The 18,413-nt window shown below is 45.2% G+C and carries 21 protein-coding genes and 4 pseudogenes; 3 read left to right on the top strand and 22 right to left on the bottom strand.

The window, feature by feature from the left end:
- Positions 1-163 precede the first annotated feature (163 nt).
- Positions 164-1,489, bottom strand: coding sequence for a uracil-xanthine permease family protein (locus ABD035_RS02855; RefSeq protein WP_343867545.1), 1,326 nt, complete (start codon positions 1,487-1,489; stop codon positions 164-166).
- Positions 1,490-1,540: 51 nt separating this feature from the next.
- The gene (locus ABD035_RS02850; protein ID WP_343867543.1) at positions 1,541-2,665 is read right to left on the bottom strand and encodes an aryl-sulfate sulfotransferase; all 1,125 of its coding nucleotides are present in this window, start codon (positions 2,663-2,665) and stop codon (positions 1,541-1,543) included.
- A gap of 197 nt (positions 2,666-2,862) precedes the next feature.
- Between ABD035_RS02850 and ABD035_RS02845 the strand changes: the two genes are divergently transcribed.
- The gene (locus ABD035_RS02845) at positions 2,863-3,873 is read left to right on the top strand and encodes a LacI family DNA-binding transcriptional regulator (protein WP_343867541.1); all 1,011 of its coding nucleotides are present in this window, start codon (positions 2,863-2,865) and stop codon (positions 3,871-3,873) included.
- 599 nt (positions 3,874-4,472) lie between these two features.
- Here the strand turns inward: ABD035_RS02845 and ABD035_RS02840 are convergent.
- The 17 genes and pseudogenes from ABD035_RS02840 to ABD035_RS02770 all read right to left on the bottom strand — a co-directional run bounded on the left by ABD035_RS02840 (position 4,473) and on the right by ABD035_RS02770 (position 14,822).
- A complete protein-coding gene (locus tag ABD035_RS02840) occupies positions 4,473-5,723 on the bottom strand; it encodes an MFS transporter (RefSeq protein WP_212714930.1) in 1,251 nt (416 codons plus the stop codon).
- A gap of 13 nt (positions 5,724-5,736) precedes the next feature.
- Positions 5,737-6,555: an MBL fold metallo-hydrolase gene (locus ABD035_RS02835; RefSeq protein ID WP_343867538.1), complete on the bottom strand. Its 819-nt coding sequence runs from the start codon at positions 6,553-6,555 to the stop codon at positions 5,737-5,739.
- Between the two features lie 306 nt (positions 6,556-6,861).
- On the bottom strand, positions 6,862-6,963 hold the full coding sequence (locus ABD035_RS17615) for a hypothetical protein (RefSeq protein ID WP_425579698.1): 102 nt from the start codon (positions 6,961-6,963) through the stop codon (positions 6,862-6,864).
- 93 nt (positions 6,964-7,056) lie between these two features.
- Entirely contained in the window at positions 7,057-7,248 is a 192-nt protein-coding gene (locus ABD035_RS17610) for a DUF3289 family protein (protein ID WP_385951408.1), read from the bottom strand.
- A gap of 202 nt (positions 7,249-7,450) precedes the next feature.
- The gene (locus ABD035_RS02830; protein ID WP_343867536.1) at positions 7,451-7,912 is read right to left on the bottom strand and encodes a DUF943 family protein; all 462 of its coding nucleotides are present in this window, start codon (positions 7,910-7,912) and stop codon (positions 7,451-7,453) included.
- Positions 7,902-8,120, bottom strand: a pseudogene (locus ABD035_RS02825) (DUF3289 family protein); the annotation flags it as partial. The gene ABD035_RS02830 and the pseudogene ABD035_RS02825, both read right to left, overlap by 11 nt.
- Positions 8,121-8,233: 113 nt before the next feature.
- Positions 8,234-8,710, bottom strand: coding sequence for a DUF943 family protein (locus tag ABD035_RS02820; RefSeq protein ID WP_343867534.1), 477 nt, complete (start codon positions 8,708-8,710; stop codon positions 8,234-8,236).
- Positions 8,707-9,543 carry a YPO3983 family protein gene (locus ABD035_RS02815; RefSeq protein ID WP_343867532.1) on the bottom strand — a complete coding sequence of 279 codons (837 nt, stop codon included), beginning with the start codon at positions 9,541-9,543 and terminating at the stop codon, positions 8,707-8,709. Before ABD035_RS02815 ends, ABD035_RS02820 begins: the two co-directional genes overlap by 4 nt.
- Before the next feature lie 255 nt (positions 9,544-9,798).
- Complete coding sequence (locus tag ABD035_RS02810; RefSeq protein ID WP_343867530.1) at positions 9,799-10,266, bottom strand: DUF943 family protein; 468 nt, start codon at positions 10,264-10,266, stop codon at positions 9,799-9,801.
- A pseudogene (locus ABD035_RS02805) lies at positions 10,205-10,388 on the bottom strand (DUF3289 family protein); the annotation flags it as partial. The pseudogene ABD035_RS02805 and the gene ABD035_RS02810, both read right to left, overlap by 62 nt.
- An 8-nt stretch (positions 10,389-10,396) precedes the next feature.
- On the bottom strand, positions 10,397-10,867 hold the full coding sequence (locus ABD035_RS02800) for a DUF943 family protein (RefSeq protein ID WP_343867528.1): 471 nt from the start codon (positions 10,865-10,867) through the stop codon (positions 10,397-10,399).
- Positions 10,864-11,700 carry a YPO3983 family protein gene (locus ABD035_RS02795; protein WP_343867526.1) on the bottom strand — a complete coding sequence of 279 codons (837 nt, stop codon included), beginning with the start codon at positions 11,698-11,700 and terminating at the stop codon, positions 10,864-10,866. Before ABD035_RS02795 ends, ABD035_RS02800 begins: the two co-directional genes overlap by 4 nt.
- A gap of 212 nt (positions 11,701-11,912) precedes the next feature.
- Positions 11,913-12,377 carry a DUF943 family protein gene (locus ABD035_RS02790; RefSeq protein ID WP_212714923.1) on the bottom strand — a complete coding sequence of 155 codons (465 nt, stop codon included), beginning with the start codon at positions 12,375-12,377 and terminating at the stop codon, positions 11,913-11,915.
- Positions 12,361-13,212, bottom strand: a complete 852-nt coding sequence (locus tag ABD035_RS02785) for a YPO3983 family protein (protein ID WP_343867524.1) — start codon at positions 13,210-13,212, stop codon at positions 12,361-12,363. Before ABD035_RS02785 ends, ABD035_RS02790 begins: the two co-directional genes overlap by 17 nt.
- Positions 13,213-13,709: 497 nt before the next feature.
- Positions 13,710-14,006, bottom strand: a complete 297-nt coding sequence (locus ABD035_RS02780) for a contact-dependent growth inhibition system immunity protein (protein WP_343867522.1) — start codon at positions 14,004-14,006, stop codon at positions 13,710-13,712.
- A gap of 7 nt (positions 14,007-14,013) precedes the next feature.
- Positions 14,014-14,139 carry an RNase A-like domain-containing protein gene (locus ABD035_RS02775; RefSeq protein WP_343867587.1) on the bottom strand — a complete coding sequence of 42 codons (126 nt, stop codon included), beginning with the start codon at positions 14,137-14,139 and terminating at the stop codon, positions 14,014-14,016.
- A 26-nt stretch (positions 14,140-14,165) separates the two neighbouring features.
- Entirely contained in the window at positions 14,166-14,822 is a 657-nt protein-coding gene (locus ABD035_RS02770; RefSeq protein WP_343867520.1) for an RNase A-like domain-containing protein, read from the bottom strand.
- A 737-nt stretch (positions 14,823-15,559) separates the two neighbouring features.
- On the opposite strand from ABD035_RS02770, the pseudogene ABD035_RS02765 reads away from it, so the two are divergent.
- Positions 15,560-15,652: pseudogene (locus ABD035_RS02765) on the top strand (glycoprotein 3); the annotation flags it as partial.
- Here ABD035_RS02765 and ABD035_RS02760 read toward each other — a convergent pair.
- From ABD035_RS02760 to ABD035_RS02750, 3 genes and pseudogenes are all read right to left on the bottom strand, one after another.
- Positions 15,651-15,962: pseudogene (locus ABD035_RS02760) on the bottom strand (integrase arm-type DNA-binding domain-containing protein); the annotation flags it as partial. The pseudogenes ABD035_RS02765 and ABD035_RS02760 overlap by 2 nt on opposite strands.
- A 353-nt stretch (positions 15,963-16,315) precedes the next feature.
- A complete protein-coding gene (locus ABD035_RS02755; protein WP_343867518.1) occupies positions 16,316-17,341 on the bottom strand; it encodes a site-specific integrase in 1,026 nt (341 codons plus the stop codon).
- 1 nt (position 17,342) lies between these two features.
- On the bottom strand, positions 17,343-17,975 hold the full coding sequence (locus tag ABD035_RS02750; RefSeq protein WP_343867516.1) for a phage repressor protein CI: 633 nt from the start codon (positions 17,973-17,975) through the stop codon (positions 17,343-17,345).
- A 119-nt stretch (positions 17,976-18,094) separates the two neighbouring features.
- Between ABD035_RS02750 and ABD035_RS02745 the strand changes: the two genes are divergently transcribed.
- Positions 18,095-18,337, top strand: a complete 243-nt coding sequence (locus ABD035_RS02745) for a Rha family transcriptional regulator (protein WP_343867514.1) — start codon at positions 18,095-18,097, stop codon at positions 18,335-18,337.
- Positions 18,338-18,413: the final 76 nt, after the last annotated feature.

Genomic DNA, 18,413 nt, shown 5'->3' with positions numbered 1-18,413 from the left:
ATCTCCTTAGATTGATATTTCAGCCGTAATGGCAGTGAGTCGCTGTTGATCGGTTACTGTCGATCCCGGGATGGCTCAACGACAGTAACCGAAAGCGGGCGTTCGAACCACATAACACACCTCTGCTGGCATGGCCCGCTCCTGTTCCACGGCAGATAGTTGCTTAGCTTTTCATTCGTACCGCAGACCGCCTTTCACTCATCATAAATAACGAATTAACGAGTATCGATGCCAGCGTTCCTGCGGCCATGCCATTTCCCAGTACCATCTGTATCACTGAGGGGAAGTTCTGATACACCCCCGGCACGAGGATGGGTAACATTCCCATCGCCAGGCCAAAAGCCAGTGCATAAGTTTTCCCCGGCGAGTGTAATGGTTCACGTGCGATCATACCGATACCGATGACTCCGATAATACTGAAAGCCATCAGCGCCGTACCACAGACGACAGGGGCCGGCAGGCAAGCGGCAAGGCGCACCAGCGGCGAAAACATGGCGGCAAGTATTAAGATCACACCAGCCAGGCCAGTGACGTGGCGCGATTTAACATTTGTCGTGCGTACAACACCGATATTTTCACCGGAGGTAATGATCAGTGAGGTCCCGAAGAATCCTCCCAGCAGGGAAATAATGGCATCGCCGCGGATGGTACGGGGAACGGTCTGCTGAATATTTTGTGTGGATCCAACGATCTCTGCAGTTGCAATGGTTTGCCCGGTCGCTTCAGCCATAGAAATTACTGAGTAGATGAGTAACGGTAACGACGCAGTAAGGTTAAAAACGGGCCAGCCGAAGGGGATAAATTGTGGCAGACTTAACAGCGGTCCGTGGCTAAGACTACTGAAGTCGGTATTGCCGGACAGCATCCCCAGCAAGGTACCCGCCAGCAGCCCGAACATGACCGATAACTGGCGCAGGATCCCGGTAAATACGAGCGCGAAGATCATAGTGATCAGAATGGTCGCCAGAGCCAGCATAATATTCGCCGGCTGAGCATAATAGCTACTGCCGGGATGACCGATGATAAGCCCGCCATAAAGTCGGATCAGGTTAACGGAGACCAGTAACAACATAATTCCGATGATAAACGGAGGAAAATGATGCAGAAAACGACGAAAAACAGGCAATGCAATAAAGTAAAACAGCGAGGTTAAAATCACCGCACCTGTCGCTGTCCGGATATTGGTTTGCAAAGCGATAGCAATGAAAATTGCGATCGGCGCTCCCCCGGGGATCATGATAAACGGTAACCGTGCACCGAAGCTGCCTATTCCCCGGCTCTGCAGTATAGCCCCCAGACCGCACATCATGAAGGTCGCGCTGAGCAGTGACGCGGTGACGTCACTGGTGAAATGAAGCGCCTGCGAGATAAGAAAAACGGCAGTGATCGGCGTGGCGGCCGCGACCATAACATGTTGCAGAGCCAACAGACACCGGGTCTGCCAGCGTAAGTTTTCGTTATCCGGCACTACAGAATTTGAATCTGACATACCTGCCTCCGTAGAGCGTTGTGACTTCTCCGCCATCAGGGCGGAGAACGATTATTTCAGCCAGGAGATATCGTTCGCTGAGTAACGATGCGCGCGGAAGGCACTGTTTTGCTTACCAGGAATGATCCCCTGGCTGAGGTGTGCCGGGTACTCATTAAAATAAGGAATAATGTATTCCCAGACCGTTTCACCTTGCGGAGTGACTTCAAAAAGACGGCCAAAAGCCGATTCGCAGATAAAGGTGTTACCGTTCGCCAGGCGCTGTGCACTCCCCATGTAGGGTGAGAAAAAGGCAGGGGGGAAAATATCGCGATATTGCCAGTGAATGGCCTGTGTGTGCGGGTCGAATTCCAGCACGGTTGAGTGCGGCGAGGTTACGCCAGGCCGCAGGTTACCGTTATCGAACACCAGGATTGTGCCATTTTCCAACTCGACCGGGGTATGTTGTTGTGCGACAACATCGGGGCCAGCGTGCCAGACCACCTTACCACTCTCTTTTCTGACGGCAATGACTCCGGAGGTGGTACGCAGGCTCATCAGTACCAGTCCCTCGCGGGTAACGGACAGGCCATTGATCATCGGCCAATGACGACGATCGAAGATGTCATGCACGGGGAAATTTTCCGGTTCCAGATGTTCCCAGGCCCGCCATTCCCATACGACATCCCCGTTACGATTAACCTCCTTTACAACATCACTCTGAATGATTCCGTCCGGTGCATCGCGGCGAGGGTCCCCGCCGATGACCCGCTTTGCGATATCCGCCGGCAGAGGGGCTGCTGCGGTGTAGAGTAAATTCCCGTTTGGCAGCCATTGAGCATCGTGATGATGGAAAATATCTTCATAATGCCAGACAACTTCATTATCTGGCGTCACTTCATAGAAGTCGCCTCCATGCCAGAGATCCCATGCCGGATAGAGGTTGGCTGATGTGCGATGGCTGCCGTTGTAGCCCAGGTTGCCGTTAGGCAGCAGTACCGCATCACGTCCGGCACGGACGGGAAGTTGCCACTGGTGTACAACTTCACCCTGTTCATCGATCAGATAAACAAGGCCTTCTGATGTCTGCGGGGCGAAAAGTGTATAGCCACCAAAACTTTTTTCTTTGTTTGCGAAAGTCAGCCCGACCGGACGGCGGCCCAAAGTGAATGTTGGATCCTGATGTTGTTGCACCACGTAACCTCCTGAACTGCGGAATTTACCGAAAGAAACCGTCATTAAAACGTTTTAATGAAGCGATATTAGACAGGAGTGTGGAGTGGAGATCTACGGGAAAGCGCTGCCTGGTAATATGATATTGTTATGAAATAGAACAGAAAGGGATATCCGGGAATGTGCTATTTTGAGCGTAAATCTGATAAACCGGCAAGGATATGACTACTCAGGATAACAAACGCACCAGACTTATTGATGTTGCCCGCCACGCAGGTGTTTCGCCAGGGACCGTCTCGAATGCGTTAAATCAAACGCGTTTTGTCGATCCTGAAACCCGGCAACGAATTGATGACGCTATTCAGGCCCTGAATTACACACCAAATATTCGAGCCCGTCAGTTACGCACCGGAAGAACCAATACGATTGCACTTCTTTCTTCACTACCGCTCAGCATCGCCTCCGGCGCTTCAAAGCTGGGATTTATGATGGAAATCGCGTTGACGGCATCAATTATGGCGCTGGAAAACCGCCATGCCTTGATTCTGGTGCCTCCGGGGAAGAATCCACTGGACACGATCACCTTTGACGCGGCTATTCTGCTCGAACCTTCCGAAAATGATCCGCAGTTACGCGCTCTGCAAAATGCGGGGATCCCCTGCGTGACTATTGGCCGGACCCCGGGCACGAACAAGCCGGTACCCTGGGTTGAGCTGCACTCTGAGGCGACGGCAAATCTGCTGCTGATGCACTTACAAAAAGAAGGGAGCGGGCACTGCGCACTGTTTGTCAGTAACAGGCAGCGCACCTCTTCGCTGGAGACCGAAGCGGCGTATCGTCTGTGGTGCAACGGGCGGCAGACTCCGGTGATATATTACCTGGATGAGGAGAAAGGTGAGGCTGCCGGTTATCATGCCGCCCGTCAGCTACTGCTGGAGGCTCCACAGGTGAATGGATTACTGGTTCTGGTTGATACCTTTGCCAGCGGCGCGGTACGAGCCTTTCATGAAACGGGCACTAAAATCCCGCAACAGATGAGAGTCGCTACCCGGTATGATGGTATTCGTGCCAGGGAATCAAAGCCGCCTTTGACAGCAGTGAATATGCATCTGGATGAGGTTGCCCGACAGGCGACTATGTTACTGTTCGACGTACTGGCAGGTCGCCCTAGGGCTGGCTGCGACGGACCGATTCCCGAGCTGGTGGTCAGGGCCTCAAGTAAAATCCTTTAATGTGCGATGCATTTTACAGGTGAGGGAGTCAGAGGTCTGTGCGCAAGGTTCAGGCTGCCGCCCTGTCTGTATCCGGAAGAGGGGATTCACCGGCACTGCAATCCCCTTCAGCCAGAAACTCCTTACGCGGACGCTACCCCCGGGAGAACGAAACAACACAACAACACAACAACACAACACCTCCGGAAATAAGAAGTCAGTGTGAGTTGCTTTAAGGATATCCGGATATTACCTTTTACTGGCTTACTGGCTTACTGGCTTACTGGCTTACTGGCTTACTGGCTTACTGGCTTACTGGCTTACTGGCTTACTGGCTTACTGGCTTACTGGCTTACTGGCTTACTGGCTTACTGGCTTACTGGCTTACTGGCTGTGGACGACCTGTTGAAGAACGACGCGCAAGTGTCCAGGGGCCAGCCCGGGCAAGAAATGCGATGGTCACAATCTTTTCCGGACGGGGTTCCCCTTAGGGTATCCGCTTCGGGCCAATGAACCTTCCCGGAAAAAAACAACAACTATCCTCGTACTGTCGCCGGATGTAACAACGCTATACCCGCTGGCAGAGGGAATATGCTACTCATATTTCCCTCCTGCCGTCGTCATTTTTGTACGGTCCGCAGGGTAGCCGGTTTTATATCTGCCGGGACCTCTTTTCCGGAAAGATCATCTTTAAAGAAAATCCGGAAAAGCACGACAACGATGCCCGCGATAATCGCTGAGAATAGCCAGAAGTTTTCCCATTGCGGTAATGACTGTGGTCCTTGCTCTGTTACCGTATTATTGAATACCTGTCCGCAGAGGGTAGAAGCGAACAGCAATCCTGCACCGTTGGAGACGATGAAACGCAGGCTTTGCGCCTGGGCTTTTATCTCTGGCGGGGCTTTTCGGTCCACATAGATGTCGCCGACGGTAAAGAAAAAGTCCCAGCAAAAACCCTGCAGCATCAGGCCAATCATAATGAACATCATATTGGCGTCCAGCGCAGCTTGCGAAAATAACAATGAGCGGATTACCCAGCAGATCGCACCCAACAGCAGCGTCAGTTTGAAACCCGCTTTCAGCAGGAAGAATGACAGCAGGAACATAAAGATGACTTCGCAGGCAACTCCCGCCTGCATCATCGATGCCGCGTTATCAAAACCCAGGGCTTTCAGGAAAACCGGAATATAGGCGGAATAGGCGGTTTTCGGGATCATTAATACAAAGATGGTCAGCATCAGAATCGAGAAATTTCGATCCCGGAACAGCGACAGTGCATCCAGGCATAATAAATCACGCAGGCTGAAGGTCTGCCCTTTAGCCTTCGGCGGGGTATCCGGCAGGGCAAAGCAGTAAAGACCCAGCGCAACTGCGGAGGCGGAGGCGATATACCACGTCACGGTATCACCCGAGTAGCCCATCTGACCGATGATAAAACCAATCACCATAAAACCGAACGTACCGAAGACACGAATGAGCGGAAAATATTTCACGCCGTTAATGTGGCTGAAACTGATACTGTTAGCCAGCGCCGTCGTAGGATAGAACAGTAAGCCGACAAAGAAGATCATTATCAGTGTCATGGTGGTATTATGCGCTTCGATAAACTGTGGCACGCACAGGATTACCGCGGCATTAATCAGGTGAAGGATAGCCATCACCTTTTGTGAAGCGAAGAAGCGATCGGCAACCATACCGATAAACAGTGGTGACAGGAGGGTGGCGAGCCCGAGTAATGCATAAGCAGTACCAATACTCGTCGCCATGCCATAGGTACTTAGCACCAGACCCATGGTCATATTCCAGGCACCCTGCATGAAGTATTGCACAAACATCATTACCAGAAGACGAGGTGTTTTATTCAAATCCATTTGATTAACCCTGTTAGAAATTAATGGTCAGGCCATCACAGGCGACGGTAATATTCTTATCAAGACACGCCGCCACAAGCTCTTCGTGAAGCAGTTTTCCTGAATGTGAGATATGCGATATCAGAATCCTGCTGCCGGCATGCAAACAGGCTATCGCACGTAGTTTTTCCCTGGCAGCAAAGACTGTCTCCAGGCTCATATGGTTATCGGTGCGGCTTTCGCCGTTATATCCATACGTACATTCCAGTACGGCCAGATCGATTTTTTTTCCTTCCAGCCATTGCCAGGTGAGTTCAGGAAACCACCCGGAATCATGGCCATAGAAGAGTGCTTTTCCATCTTTTTCAATGAACCAGGTATAGCAAAGTTCCCATTTTGCGTGGTTTGCTAATAACGGAGTGATCCGGTAACCATGGGTTTCTGCAGTGACAAAAGGGACAAGACAGTGGAAGCCGAATCGCTCATGGCTATAACCGGGCAATACTTCAGCAGCGCCATTGATGGCACGATCATTACCGTAGATATGCAACGGGTGATCTATCTCAAACCCGTACCCTTCCATGCGACTGAAGAGTTCTCCGACATTAAAGTGGTCGGGATGGGTATGAGTGAAAAGCAGCGAGTGTATCTGTGTCGCATCTAAGCCATCTCTGAGCAGTTGCTGGCTGAATTCGGGGGCAATATCGATAAGCAGTTGATCGTCAATGATAACGGATGAATGGGTACGTAGATCCTTACCTTTAAGGATGCGGGCTTGCTGGCAGTGTGCACAGCGGCAAAATGGATTTGGGATCCCTTCAGAAGCTGCTGTCCCCAGAAAATGAATTTTCATTGCTTACTCTCCTTTTTCCCCTGAACGTTGCTGGTGTCCTTTCTTTGCTTCCGGATGCAATAAAAATAAATAAGAACGTATCAATTATGCTCTGTGGCACGGTTTAGACAATGACCTTTAGCGCTGAAGGTGATCCTCTTCAAGAAATAAAGTATCAGCCATGATAAAAACTCTTTATCGATATCCGCAGACTGTTTTTTCAGTTATCGGTTTTTTGTAACCATCAACGAATAGTCAGGAAGAACTCAGTAAGACATGAGGTGGATAGTTTAGGAATATAATTTTCAGTCTATCCTTATTTTCCAGTCACCAATTTATTCTTACTTTATCTGTAAGTGGCGCGGTTTTTACTAAAGTATAGCTATGACTACCATTATTATGAACTACAATCATTTCCACAAGGCACAGGGATAGCCAGGGCTAACAACCAGAAAATATGCAGGCACTCAAGGTGAGTAAAATAAGACATTTCATTTTCCCATCGATTTTTACATCAGTTCGTCATCGGGTAGTTTCGATATTGGTCATAAATGATTTTAAATCAGACTGATTGTATCTCTTGAGTAAAAACCAGCTATGCAAAAAACAGAGCGGATTGAGGCTGGAGTTATGAATATCCTCGACATTAAGTCCCGGGTGGTCGTCGACTTTGCAGTGTAACGCTGCGCAGAAATAGTTATTATCAACCTGTATCGATTTAATTTTGTATTTTCAGGGTGTTGTGACGCGTAATTTCCATCTTTATGATTTAATCCTGGTGTCTATTGAAGTTTTGAAGTTTAGTTTCCAGGAGAAAATTTCTTACTGTTTTTTCATCTTTTTCCATTGTTCTATGACGGGTACAAGTCGTAGAGAGTAGGTGACATTATACTGTCTCTTTATTGACTGAGTGGTTCTAATCATAATCGAATCTCACTCTCTTACCGTTTTTATTTACCCGATATATTCCTCCATCGACCCAAAAAGAGAGTCCTGTATTTCTCCCATTCATTACAAACATAAGGGAATTTTTATTAATGCAATTGAGTGGTGGTTTCATATCATCAAAACAGAGCCGATCATAACCATCAGTTTCTACGTATCCATCGCCAAAATCCCAAAAACTGACCGTATAATTACCTTCTGAGTCTGGTTCAGGAATATCATATTTTTCTTTAAGAATACCCTTGTTTTCCAGCCACCAGTCGATTTTACCTTTATCAGTAAAAGGGAAGTTATTAACTAAAACATCACTATAATGACGTTCCTGATGAACGGCGACAATCTTTACCGGGTGCTGTGATAGCCAAATCAGGTAACTGAACAGTGCACAGCCAGAAAATAAAAATAATCCATAGAGTTTTTTTTTATGTTTCATCGCGTCCACCGGAGATTCGGATAATGGCATCCATATTTGTCATGAAAGGCTTAAATCCAAACTGATTGTACCGCTGCAGAACAAACCAGATACGGAAAAAATGCAACTGGCTAAATTTTTTATTAAGGATATCCTTATGATCCAGACCAAAATGATCCTGTACCTTATAATGCACCACTGCCTGGTAACGATCATTATCAATATTCACAATATTTAACCCGAAGTAGTTTTGTTGCTGACGTTTTCTTCTTACTTGGAATAATCTCAGTGATTCTGATAATCCCACCCGCATGATGTAAGCCTTACGAGAGTTTATCCCGGTCACTTCACATCGAATTTAATCTCTAACTTAGCTATGTCACCGTTCTTCTTCCTTTGATATTTACCATCGTACACGGTGAAAACCGTCCCCAAATTAATGCTATTGCTGACAGAGAAAACAGCATCCTTGTCTATGCAATTCAGTGGGGGGGACATATCCTCAAAGCATAACCTGTCATAACCATCCGTTTCTTTATAGCCGTCACCGAATAGCCAGAAAATTACAGTAAAATTACCAGAGGTGGATGGTTTTGGAATATCATATTTGTTTTTTAGCTTATCCTTATTTTTTATCCACCAATTTATTTTACCTTTATCTGTATATGGAAAATTTTTTACTAAAATATAGCTATGATTACCATTATCATGAACTGCAATAATTTCCACAGGGCGAAGGGATAGCCAAAGCCAATAACCGGATAATATGCAGGTAATTAATATGATTAAAGTAAGGTGTTTTCTGTTTTTTAGAATCAATTTCGGACTCCGGTTATTTCTATGGTGGTTTCCATATTGGTCATGAAAGGTTTGAAATTGAACTTGTCGTATCGCTGGAGGACAAACCAGATACGAAAAAAACGGAACTGGTTAAACCTGAATTTTGAAATGTCGTTAACATCAAGTCCAAAGTGATCCTGGACTTTGTAATGCAGGACTGCCTGGTAATGGTTATTATCAATCTGCAAATTTTTTATAGTAATTTCTGTTGCCCAGGTGTCATGAACAGTTATACCCATGCCGTTAAAGTTATCCTGGAAGCGATCGAACTTCGGGAGTTTTCCTTCGAGAATAGCTTTTCGAAATTCATTTTTATCTTTTACCGGATAAATACCGGCTTTCCAGTTAATATTTTCATTTAATGCGTATTTTATTTTTGATAACGTACTATTCTCGGTTTTTTCATTGACAATATGCATTTTCAATGCATTATCCAGATGCATGCTGCTAAACGGTTTTCCGTTGCCGTTCTGCATATGGGTGATCATCCTTTTGATCAGATGCTTGTAGGGACCATACACTGAGAACAGGCGTGATAAATCACGCAATTCATCAAACAAAATATTGGCACATTGCGTGCGGGAAATTTTTTCCCCCTCTCCCCGGGAACCATAGAACATCGATTGCGGTTGAGTAAAAGGAGTGACTTTCGTCAGGGTATAAGGATTGGCACGGGTGGAAATATCAACCAGCCCGTAATTGGATTTCAACTGTTCTGCGGTCAAGTCGCCGCAGCGCATATCTTTTGCGCTATAGTCGTCCATCCGGTTTTGAGTTTTAAAAAGGGTGCAGGGGAACTGTAGTGCAGTCATTGATACACACTCCTTGTGTCAGTATCCGTTATACTTACTCTACGTTCAGAATACGCGACTCACTAGCATAAAGGGAACCTGATACAGAGAGTTCTGGCAATATTTGTGGGCTCTCGCACAAAATTATAGGGGTGTGGTTTTCCTGACATCGTTCCTGGATATATGGATATCTTTGAAAGTGAATAGTTTTTTTGCAGGGGGACTGACAGGAGGTCGGATGATTTTATTACTGTCAACACGCGAGGAAGAATGGCTCTATTCGTCTTTGATTTTTATTATTTTCCCATCTGTTCTTAGACGATACTCGCCATCATCTACTGTAAATATAATACCTCTGTTTTTGCTGGATCTGATTGAAAATACTCTATTCTTCTCAATACAGTTTACAGGTGGTTTCATATCGTCAAAGCAAAGTCGGTCATATTTATCTAACTCTTTATAACCTTCTCCAAATAACCAGAAAGTCAGATAGAAATGACCATTGTTATCAGGTTTTGGAATGTCATATTGGTTATTTAACCTATCTTTATTTTTTAACCACCAGTTAATTTTTGATTTATCAGTCGGCGGGAAACTAGTGACCAAAACATCACTGAAACCACTACTTCTGTGATGAATAGCTATGATCTCCACGGGACGTAGAGACAACCAAAGCCCGTAGCTAAGTAGCATGCAGCACGCCAGAAAGAGCGGAAGAATAGTTTTGTTGTTTTTCACTCTCATTTGCGAATTCCTGAAATTTCCACGGTAGTTTCCATATTGGTCATGAACGGTTTAAAGCCAAACTGATTGCACCGCTGCAGAACAAACCATATACGGAAGAAATGGAACTGGCTAAATTGACTCGCACCGACTAATCGGAGGAGACTTTTATAATGTCACCATTCCGGGATAAACGATAATTATCACCATCATATACAGTAAAAACAGTACCTCTATTTTTACTATGAGTCACAGTGAATACTGCATCTTTTTCAATACAGTTTTTTTTGGTTTTCATATCATTGAAACAAAATCTGTCATATTTCCCCTCCTCTTTATAACCATCACCAAACAACCAGACGGTAACCGAAAAAGAACCATCCTCCGCAGGATTAGGAACATTATATTTTTCTTTAAAAGTAGCTTTGTTTTCCATCCACCAATTTATTTTACCCTTATCTGTAATTGGAGGGTTTTGAACCAAAATAGCACTAAAATCATTCCCTCTATGATGAACGGCAATAATCTCTACAGGACGCAGCGACAGCCAAATCCAGTATCCCGGAAGCATACAGCCAGCCAGAAAGAACAGCGCAATGGCTTTCTTTTTTTTCATTGTCATTTGCGGGTTCCGATGATTTCTATGATGGCTTCCATATTGGTTATAAATGGCCTGAAACCAAACTGATTATAACGCTGGAGTACAAACCAGATACGGAAAAATCGGAACTGGTTAAACTTAAACGTTGAAATATCATTAACATCAAGGCCAAAGTGATCCTGGACTTTGTAATGCACCACAGCCCGGTAACGATCATTATCAATCCGGAGTGATTGAATCGTAATATGCGTTGCCCAGGTATCATGGACGGTAATCCCCATACCGTTGAAATTATCCTGGAAGCGGTCAAATTTAGGGAGTTTACCTTCGGAAATTGCTTCTTTTAGCCAGTGCGTTTCTTTTAATGGGTAACATTTTTCTTCCCAGTTAATTTTGTCATTTAAAGTCTCCCTCAGTCTCCAGCGAGTACTATTTTTTGTATTATCCCTGATAATATGTTCTCTCAACGCCCTGTCCAACGCGATATCACGAAAGGGGGTGCCGTTGCCGTTTTGCATATGGGTGATCATTTTTTCGATCAGATATTTGTACGGACCATACACTGAGAACAGGCGTGATAAATCACGGAATTCATCAAACAAAATATTGTCATATTTCTGGCGGGAAATCTTTTCACCCTCTCCCCGGGAGCCATAGAACATCGACTGTGGCTGAGTAAAAGGAGTGACTTTTGTCAGGGTATAAGGATTGGCTCGGGTGGAAATATCAACCCGCCCATAATAGGATTTCAACTGTTCTTCTGTTAAATCACCGCATCGCATATCCTGAGCGCCGTAATCGTCCATCCATTTTTTGGTTTTAAACTGTATGCAGGGGAACTGTAGTGCAGTCATTGATACACACTCCTTGTGTCAGTATCCGTTATGCTCACTTCAGGTTCAGAATACGCGACGTAATAGCAAAAAGGGAACCTGATACAGTGACTATTAGTAATATTTGCAAGCTATCGCACAAAATTATAATAATATGGTTTTTCTGATGCAGGTATATAGTGGTATAAATATCAGGAAGATTTAATGGTAGTCTCTGCGAGGGGAAAGGGGTGCTAATCGGCCACTACTTTTACTATCTTTCCATTTTTCACCATACGATATATTTCATCATTAGTAGTAAAAGAAATCCCCATGTTTTTACTGTCGCTGACAGAGAAAATTCTGTTTTTTTCTATACAATTTTCAGGTGCTTTTATATCTTCAAAGCAGCGCCTGTCATACTTGCCTTCTTCTTTGTAACCATCACCAAAGTCCCAAAAAACCATGGAGAAAAATCCATCGCTTGCAGTTTTTGGAATATTATATTTTTCTTTCAACATATCTTTATTTTTTTGCCACCATCTTATTTTTCCCCGGTCAGTAAAAGGAAAATTTCTTACAAGCACAGAGCTAAACTCTCTATCCTCATGAACCGCGACAATTTCAACCGAACGTGCCGACAACCAGAAGACTACGCCCGGCAGGATGGAACCCATCAATAACAATGTATAAAGTGTTTTTTTAATGTTTGCCTGCACCACGGCCCCCGGTAATCCTGACAGTGGCTTCCATATTGGTCATGAAAGGCTTGAATCCAAACTGATTGTACCGCTGGAGAACAAACCAGATACGGAAAAAATTGAACTGGCTAAATGTTTTGTTAAGGATATCATCACTATCCAGACCAAAATGATCCTGTACCTTATAATGCACCACTGCCTGGTAACGATCATTCTCAATATGCAGTGATTTTAAGGTGATATGCGTTACCCAGGTATCATGAACCGTAATCCCCATGCCATTAAAATTATCCTGAAAACGGTTAAATTTAGGTAGTTTTCCATCCAGAATAACTTTTCTTAACCGGTCTTTGTCACTTGCCGGAAGGTGTTTATTTTCCCAATCGATATAGGTATTAAATGCTTCCTGCAATAACTGACGTGTACTATTTGTTGTCTTATCCTGAATAACATGCTCCTTCAATGCCCTGTCCAGCGACGGATCACGGAAGGGGACTCCGTTACCGTTTTGCATGTGGGTGATCATTTTTTCGATCAGATATCTGTACGGACCATACACTGAGAACAGGTGTGATAAATCACGGAATTCATCAAACAAAATATTAGCACATTGCTGGCTGCTGATCTTTTCCCCCTGGCCACGCAGGTTGCAACAGAATATGGACCGGGGCCGATCCATTGAGGAACGCCGCGTAAGCGTCCAGGGATCAACCCGGTCAGAAATGTAATCCAGCCGATACAGGGACTTTAACTTTTCTTCGGTCAAGTCGCCGCAGCGCATATCACTCGCGGCGTAGTCATCCATCCATTTTTGGGTTTTAAAAAAGGTACAGGGGAACTGTAGCGCAGCCATTGATACACACTCCTTGTGTCAGTATCCGTTATGCTCACCTTAAGTTCAGAATACGTGACTCACTAGCAAAAAGGGAACCTGATACAGAGATTCTTAGTAAGATTTGCAGGCTATCGCACAAAATTATAGGGGTGTTGTTTTCCTGATATCGAGCCTGTAGATATGGGTATATCTGCAAGTGAATAGTTCTTTTTGCAGGGATACCGACACTATGAGGTGCCAGGCATGGTGCCTGAAGGCTCGGATTTAATGAGTTTGCTTCAGACTTAACATGACAAAATACAGATACAAAAAAGCCCGCAGGGCTTGCGCCTTGCGGGCTCTTAGGACTTCATCGGATGATTCTGGTATCACCGATGAAGAATTTGGGCTGTCGGAATCTGAATAAATACTTCAACTTATTGTTTTAATGGGTTTTTATTTAATTCAGTTTGCTTCCGTGTATCTAAACGTGTACCAATTATTTTTTCTTATCAGGAAATTTACTCCCGGAAACCTCATTTCTCTGACGAGATCTGACGTACTGTCATCAGGAATTCATGAGCAGTGGTTTCCCAAAGTTCAGGCGAAAAATCAAACCCGTATCGTTTCCTGAACTCCTCTTCGACACCGTCACCATAGGCGGAGATAAAATCATCAACTTCTTCGACGAGATCTTTGAGCATCCAGTCTGGTGCTGACTTTTTGAACAGCCGTACTAGGCCTTCAATCGTATCCTCGCCATCATTGATGATGTCGGCGTCCTGGTTGAAATAACCGAAAATCAGTTGGTCAAGAAAGTGGAAGTTTTGCATTTTGTACCTATAGAGCCGGGAACGCTGTGAGAATGTAATAGGGTTTGCCGTTATATCGCTGAAACTCAATAACAATTCTCATATTTGTCATGGCTATCCGCTGGTTACTCCCGCGCTGGAAACCATAGCCAATCGCTTTGCCAAATGCATAGCGAATAGTCAGCCGCCTCCGCCAGGAACGGATTTTATAACGCCCCGGTTAGCAAAGAGCGCTCTTGATATGGTTTCTTCTGCAATACGCACGTTGGTAAAGGTGGTGGAATACTGCAAACGTTTATTCGCTTCAAAGCGGGCTAATAGTTCTGCATCGCTTTTGCCAACATGTGTGGAAAGCGTATGCCCGCCGGGTTTAAAACCCGTCATCGACTCATGCTCACTGCGTTTGATGCGGCCAGCCCTTACTGCTGCTACCCGGCTTGCGCCGATGCCAAGTGCAAATCCTAATGGAACAGCGATATCGACAGTCAGGCCAATTTTCATCGCCGTATCGTCATCTGCTCCAAAGGATTTGGCAATTGCTGTTGCTGCCTCGTAAGTTGCCGTACGCGTGTCTCTGCCCACAATGAGCTGATTAGCAGCAGCATGAATGCTGTCGAGACTATGCGCACCGACTACAACACATCCTGCTTTTGTTAATCCGGTAGGTTCAGGTGCGATACACAGAGCGGTGGCACCTGCCAGCTCAAGTGAACCCATGATAAGCCCCAGCCCTCCGGAAAGGCGGTTACTCATCGTTTCTGCCTCTGTGACTGTCTTATCAGAGAGCGCGGCAGCAAGCTGAACAGGGGACATCGCTATCTTTATGCCATCATCCATAATGAAACCTCATGTGTTTAAAATACGAACAGGTCGATTCTAACCTCTTTTCTGACATGACCAATCATTTCAGAGCCAGAAATGATTTTAGTAAAAAGTGTTCATACTGTTCACTTTCACTTTTAATCATTTTTAAATCATATGGTTAGATGGTGAAATGTTAAGGTCTGCATGTACACGGGTGTGCACATGAAGTGATCACTCAGGTTCAAAGTAAAAAACCGGCCTGAGTCGGTTCGTTTACCTGGCTGAGTCTGAATATGTATTCCGTCCGGCTTCGGGTAGCTCTCTATTTTGTGGCTATTTTCCCTCAGAGCAACAAGTCATTTTGTAGTGCTTCACCACACAACAGAACGATTTTTATACAGCGGCAAACGTTGGACGTTTTTTGGTAAATGTTGGCAAACCGGTGGTCGATCCCTGATTACTTTTATATATTTTCAATTTTTAATCGAAATAAAGTCTAAGTACGCAGGCCGGTCAAAATCCAAAAGGTTAATAGTAGTGAACAGTCGGTGAACAGTTACACCCTCAACTGTTCACCATTTATCTGATTGTATTGCTTGTCTTTTTCTTCTCAGCGAACAGTAGTGAATAGTTATAAGTAAAAAAAAACAGTGAGTAAGGTTACCTAAGACCTTTCACTGGCCAGCCGGGCTTTCAGATCTGTTTGTGCCATTTTTGCCACAACGGTATTGAATCGTGTTGTTGTGTCTGGCACGGCAGAATCTCCTCAGATTGAAACGAAGAGGGGACCCGACATGACTCAGACCACTGTTATACCCGACTACCTTAAACCCGCAATGGAACGCCTTGAGAATGCCCGGTCTCAATCTGGCGTTGTTCTGACGCTTGTTCCTGTTCCTGTTGCTGTTGTGGATCCATGCTTTGTGCTAGCGTGGTTAAGTGCTGGTCACGTATCTGACGAGCTGCTGCGAGTGTAAGGGCAGGGTATGAACCGAGACTTAAACTTGTGCGGCTGCAGCTTCCCGGTCGTTGATTACGGAAGCGCCAGAGTTTTTTACCGGAGGTTTTGATGAGTAAGAACAGGCCATCACCATCATGTAGGGTGAAGTCTTTTTCGCGTGGTTTCGCTTTGAGGATTTCGTTGTTAGTCAGAGGCCGGGTAACACGCGCCATGTGAGGATTCCTTCCATAATTGGTACACGTTTATGGGCCACAGTATAGCGTGTACCTAAACGTATACCGATTATCATCGGATTTAGCCGGATGTACCCGGACAACGACAGACACAAAAAAGCCCGCAGGGCTTACGCCTTACGGGCTCTTAGGACTTCATCGGATGATTCTGGTATCACCGATGGAGAATTTGGTGGAGCTGGCGGGAGTTGAACCCGCGTCCGAAATTACTACATACTATTTAAAGGTGTATGAAAACAGTAATTTAATATATTTATCATGAGGTTGGTTTTTTATTCTGTTAGTCAGTTGGAGGGGGTTTTAATACTCTGTCGCCATAATGCCGCCAAAATTTAGCGCTTCCATCCGAGGCTATGAAGTGGGTTTTTAGTTACGGCATCTTCTAAATGGTCTGGGGCAAAGTGGGCATAAATCATTGTCATTTTTATATCGACGTGACCCAAAATATCGCGCAGTACCAGAATATTTCCACCATTCATCATAAAGTGGCTTGCAAATGTATGCCTCAAAATATGGGTACATTGTCCCTCAGGGAGCGAAAGCCCGGCACGCCTGGTCGCACGCTCGAAAGCTTTACGGCATGGGGAAAATAACCGGCCTCGCATCTTAGGGATTTCGTTGTACAGATCTTCAGAGATAGGCACTGTCCGGTTCCGCTTACCTTTGGTTTTGGTATAAGTGATCCGGTATTTGGTTACCTGATGACCTTGCAGGTTTTCTGCTTCACTCCATCGGGCCCCTGTGGCCAGACAGATTTTTGTAATCAGTAATAGATGAGGATTCAGTGAGTCGGCACAAGCATCAAGCAGACGCTTAATCTCAATCGGGGCTAGAAAGGCTAATTCACCTTCAGCAATACGGAAACGAGGCAAACCGGCTAAAGGATTGGGGGCCGGCCAGTGGCCAAGTTTTTTGAGTGTCCCAAATACAGCAGAAAGGTTACTTTGCTCCAGGTTTACAGTGCGAGGTTTTACAGGCGGTAAAAAGCCGCCCGTATCATTTCTAACATCGCCTTTGAGACGGGCTTCACGATATTTAGTAAAATCGCCCGCCGTAAGTTCTGAGGCTATAGGATCGCTTAGGGCGTTACATATGATATGTAACTTTGCCAGCATTCTTTTCGGGTCGGCTAACGTTTGACCGTAGAGTGAGTGCCATAGTTCGATCAGTTCTGACAGATGCCGGCGATCTTCTTTTTCTCCCAGCCAGGGCTTTTTATTCACCTCATCCATGGTGAAAGTTTCAAAAGCCGTGGCTTCGCCTTTTGTCGCAAATTGTTTGCGTACACGTTTACCGTTGCGGCCGCATGGGTAGCATTCACACAACCATCTTCCGTTCGGTTGCTTTCTGATGCTCATATCAAAGGCTCTTAATCATTTTTAAAGCGCGGCCTACTACTTCTATATCATCAACGTCGCACTCAAAACTTGATCCATCTTGATGTACCACCAATCTGTTTTTAGGCAACCTTGTTAATTTTACTATGCTTTTAATTCCATCGATGTCTACCAACCAAATACCATTTACCAGGGGAGTTGGACTGCGGTCTACTAAATAAGAATCCTCAGCTGTATTCACCAGCAGAAGGTCGGTTGACGTTGAAGGGAGGAGACTGCTATCAATAATTGCTCTTCCCGCATCGGCTAACATACCGCTCTCTAGCGTTGCCTTGTAAATTTCTGGTGAAACAAGCTCAGAAAGGGGTTTTACTTTGCCCTGGTTCACGGAATTGATATCTTTATTGGGTTCAATAATTGATTCTGGTTCCCCTTGGCCGGTAGTAAGCCAGAGCAATGAAATACCCGTTTCGAGAGCACATTGAATCACCCATTCGGCTGGAAAACTATCTCTCAAGTACCTGTTTGCCATAGTGCTTTTTGATGCACCAAGATGATCGCATAGCTGTTGTCTGGACTTGAAACCGTAGGCAGCTATTAACCTATGGATCGCTTTTTTCCCCCCGGTATTCTCGCCAGCCTTAACCTGTATCATTTTTTAATCCTATTGACGTATCAAAAATTGGATCGTAGTATCTCGACTGTCCAAATGTTGATCTATAAAAGACAAGATAAAACGACTTATATCAAACCTTAACCGAGAGATACTGCACTATGAGCACTGATATTTCAATTCGTGTACCAAAAGAGATGGCAACGCCCGCAGAATTTGCTGAATGGGAGGGGATTTCACGCGGTTCTGTTTATCAAAGGATCCACCATGGAAAGCTCGCTAAGTACATGGTTAAAAAAGAAAAGAATAAAGACCGCGTAAGTTTGCGTTACCTGATGTACAAAACTGACCAGGTCCGTGAATCCCTGGGCCATTCCAACTTTCGTATCATTGTTGGTTTTTGAGTCTAATTATGAGAACTTTTCAAAGGACTAACATGTTTGATTATAAGAATCCTAAACTTCCGCGCTTCCACGAAGG

This window comes from Tatumella terrea, from assembly GCF_039523755.1.
Lineage (GTDB): Bacteria > Pseudomonadota > Gammaproteobacteria > Enterobacterales > Enterobacteriaceae > Tatumella > Tatumella terrea.
The sequence above is the reverse complement of the archived record's forward strand: the minus strand, read 5'-3'. Positions and strand labels throughout refer to the sequence as shown.

Coding starts and splice junctions, on each gene's coding strand:
- ABD035_RS02855 (WP_343867545.1), bottom strand. CDS start 1,489: ATGTCAGATTCAAATTCTGTAGTGCCGGATAACGAAAACTTACGCTGG.
- ABD035_RS02845 (WP_343867541.1), top strand. CDS start 2,863: ATGACTACTCAGGATAACAAACGCACCAGACTTATTGATGTTGCCCGC.
- ABD035_RS02840 (WP_212714930.1), bottom strand. CDS start 5,723: ATGGATTTGAATAAAACACCTCGTCTTCTGGTAATGATGTTTGTGCAA.
- ABD035_RS02835 (WP_343867538.1), bottom strand. CDS start 6,555: ATGAAAATTCATTTTCTGGGGACAGCAGCTTCTGAAGGGATCCCAAAT.
- ABD035_RS02830 (WP_343867536.1), bottom strand. CDS start 7,912: ATGAAACATAAAAAAAAACTCTATGGATTATTTTTATTTTCTGGCTGT.
- ABD035_RS02815 (WP_343867532.1), bottom strand. CDS start 9,543: ATGACTGCACTACAGTTCCCCTGCACCCTTTTTAAAACTCAAAACCGG.
- ABD035_RS02810 (WP_343867530.1), bottom strand. CDS start 10,266: ATGAGAGTGAAAAACAACAAAACTATTCTTCCGCTCTTTCTGGCGTGC.
- ABD035_RS02800 (WP_343867528.1), bottom strand. CDS start 10,867: ATGACAATGAAAAAAAAGAAAGCCATTGCGCTGTTCTTTCTGGCTGGC.
- ABD035_RS02795 (WP_343867526.1), bottom strand. CDS start 11,700: ATGACTGCACTACAGTTCCCCTGCATACAGTTTAAAACCAAAAAATGG.
- ABD035_RS02785 (WP_343867524.1), bottom strand. CDS start 13,212: ATGGCTGCGCTACAGTTCCCCTGTACCTTTTTTAAAACCCAAAAATGG.
- ABD035_RS02780 (WP_343867522.1), bottom strand. CDS start 14,006: ATGCAAAACTTCCACTTTCTTGACCAACTGATTTTCGGTTATTTCAAC.
- ABD035_RS02770 (WP_343867520.1), bottom strand. CDS start 14,822: ATGGATGATGGCATAAAGATAGCGATGTCCCCTGTTCAGCTTGCTGCC.
- ABD035_RS02755 (WP_343867518.1), bottom strand. CDS start 17,341: ATGAGCATCAGAAAGCAACCGAACGGAAGATGGTTGTGTGAATGCTAC.
- ABD035_RS02750 (WP_343867516.1), bottom strand. CDS start 17,975: ATGATACAGGTTAAGGCTGGCGAGAATACCGGGGGGAAAAAAGCGATC.
- ABD035_RS02745 (WP_343867514.1), top strand. CDS start 18,095: ATGAGCACTGATATTTCAATTCGTGTACCAAAAGAGATGGCAACGCCC.